At 47.4% G+C, this 3,101-nt stretch carries 1 protein-coding gene; it reads left to right on the forward strand.

Features of this window, described 5'->3' with window-relative positions:
* The first annotated feature begins 844 nt into the window (after positions 1 to 844).
* On the forward strand, positions 845 to 2,437 hold the full coding sequence (locus DU002_RS19200; RefSeq protein ID WP_114340073.1) for a peptide MFS transporter: 1,593 nt from the start codon (positions 845 to 847) through the stop codon (positions 2,435 to 2,437).
* Positions 2,438 to 3,101 lie beyond the last annotated feature (664 nt).

Raw genomic sequence — 3,101 nt, forward strand, 5'->3', positions numbered from 1 at the left:
CAAGCTGACTCATATTTGCTTCGGCGTGCTTAAGCACCAGAGCGAGTATCAGCCTCAAACAGCGTGAAAATCACTGCTTGAGGCATGACGAGCAAGATGGTATCTCTCCCCTTGGAGAGGGAGCAAAAGCTTATCGTGTCGCTGAATGAATTAAACAATGGGGTAGTCTCCCCTTGGAGCAGAGCAAAACTCGTTCGTCGTTGCCTTGTCTGTTTACCTCTTCTCCCTTGGGGAGAAGATTGAGATGAGGGGGCTTTTGCTGTTGCCACTACATACTGGTGGTATCAGCAAATACTAACCTTGATGTCTCTACGCCACCGATAATACTGATTCTAGTATCAAATACCCCTCACCCCTTGGAGAGGGAGCTAAGATGTACAACCGGAACATAGGTAACATTTTAAACCGGCAACATGGGTTACACCTTTTCAAAGGTTGAGCAACGCCATTCGGTCAGTTGCTCAATTTTCGTTGTCTCGTTGAATGAATTAGACAATAGGGTAGTCTCCTCCAGAAGCAAGGCAAAATTGTTCGTCGTTGCCTTTTTCCTCTTCTCCCTTGGGGAGAAGATTGAGATGAGGGGGCTTTTGCTGTTGCTACTATATAGTGGCGGTATTTCAGCGACTCTGGCTCCAAACACTCGTATAAAAAACAAGCTACACGGCTATGTTACAGGCTCGCTCTAGCGCTAAACCATTGAGTTGACACTACGGGCTTCGCAAAAATACGCTTACTTGACGCGCTTGATTGATTTTATCCCCCCTTTCTAGGTAAGGTTGCAGCGATTTTTCAAACAATAACTATATAAATAATTCTAAATATTACTCCTCCAGGGTGAAAAAACATGAGCAACACACCTTCTCAGGGAACCCTACTTGGGCATCCTAAGGGGCTTTTCCTATTGTTCGGTACCGAACTATGGGAACGCTTCAGTTACTATGCAATGCGCGCCATTCTCGTACTCTATCTAGTTGATAAGGTCAGCGGTCAAGGCGGTAATGGTCTGGGCTGGACCGAACAAGATGCCATCAGCCTTTACGGCACCTTCACTATGTTGGTTTACCTGACACCCCTGATTGGTGGATGGTTGGCTGATAACCACTTAGGTCAACGTAAGTCGATTCTCATCGGTGGCTTTTTAATGGCCATGGGCCAGTTCACACTTGCCATGCCACATGGCTGGTTTGTAGGCCAGGAAAACACGGTTTTCTATGCAGGCTTAGCCCTGCTTATCTGTGGTAACGGTATGTTCAAGCCGAACATTTCCACCATGGTTGGTGATCTGTATGAAGATGGCGACCATCGCCGTGACGGTGCATTCACTATCTTCTATATGGGTATCAATATCGGTGCTTTCCTTTCCGGTATTTTGGTTGCCAGCGCTTATCAGTCGTTCGGTTATACCGAAATCGTTAACGGCAAAGAGATCTTCGTAAACAACTACCAGGCAGGCTTTGCTGCTGCGGGTTTCGGTATGCTGCTGTCTCTGGTTATTCAGGGCATTTTTGCTCGCAAACTGCTGGGTGACATCGGCACAGTGCCGGTAGCAAAACTAAAAGCAAACCAAGCAGCCAAAGATGAAGGTCAGACAGGTCCTCTGTCAAAAGTTGAGCGTGACCGCATCAAGGTAATTTTCGTATTGGGCTTATTTACTATCGTATTCTGGGCTGGTTTTGAACAAGCTGGCGGCCTGATGAATATCTACGCAGACAAGTTTACCGACCGTATGGTTGGTTCATTTGAAGTACCTACGGCCTGGTTCCAGTCCATCAACGCCTTCTTTATTGTGTTGTTTGCTCCTATTTTTGCCAGCCTGTGGATTAAGTTGGGCGATAAAGAGCCTAGCTCGCCAGCCAAGTTTGCCCTCGGTTTATTTCTATTAGGTCTTGGCTTCCTATTCATGGTTGCTGCGTCTATGCAGATCGCTGGTGGCGACGCCAAAGCAAGCCTGTGGTGGTTAGTCGGGGCTTACCTATTCCATACACTGGGTGAACTTTGCCTTAGCCCGGTAGGACTATCCATGGTAACCAAACTAGCCCCTGTGAAACTGGCCAGTCTATTTATGGGTCTGTGGTTCTTCTTTACCGGCTTGGCTAACTATGTTGCTGGCTTTGTGGGCTCCTTGATTGGTGTACACGGCGATGGAGAAGCATTTAGCACTCAGTGTACCGCGCAAGGTATCACCGACGCTGTTAAGTTGACCGAGTGTGTTGATGGTCTAAAAGAAGCTGCGATGATCGACAAGTCTTTGTCTATATTCATCGGCTTGGTGATCACCGGTGTCGTGTCAGCGGTTATTTTGTACCTGATTTCAGACAAGCTGATTGATTGGATGCATGGTGCAGAAGACTCTCATCCAACCACAGAAGATCAAGCGTTGGAAGAAGAGATGCAAGTGACAGGTACACACGAAGCGATGCCTGAAACCAAGCGTTAATCTCCAATAGAGCGATTAACAAATGCTATCGAAGCCCCGCACAGTGCGGGGCTTTTTGCTTTCTAATATACCCTATTTAACCTCTTCTCCTTTGGGGAGAAGATTGAGATGAGGGGACTTTTGCTTATTAATGCGGCAGCGTCAGCAAGCGCAAACCTGAACATATTTGCGTTACCAATATTGCTGACTCTCGTTTCAAATACCCCTCACCCCAGCCCCCTCCCCTTGGAGAGGGAGCAAAGCTTATCGCCTTGCTGAACAAATGACGTAAGAGAGAAAGTCTTCTAAATAGGGAGCAAACCACGCTCGTAGTTACCTTTAGCCTCTTCTCCCTTGGGGAGAAGATTGAGATGAGGGGACTTTTGCTTTTTAATGCGGCAGCATCAGCAAGCGCCAACCTGGATCTATTTGCGTTACCAATATTGCTGACTCTCGTTTCAAATACCCCTCACCCCAGGCCTTGTATCTGTCTCGGGTTACTGATTAGCTATCAGTAATCCACCAAGGCTCAGTGAGTATGTCCCTAACCCGAGTGCGTTGACACTGTGGGAGAGATGATGCCCTGAGTCTTTTCTCTAACACTGGATGGTATCCAAGCGCCCGCTTAGCGGTGATGCTGCATGGACAAGGGTAGTAAGAGTTAATTATGCAATCTGTTGGGATC

It is taken from the genome of Corallincola holothuriorum (assembly GCF_003336225.1).
GTDB classification, from domain to species: domain Bacteria; phylum Pseudomonadota; class Gammaproteobacteria; order Enterobacterales; family Neiellaceae; genus Corallincola; species Corallincola holothuriorum.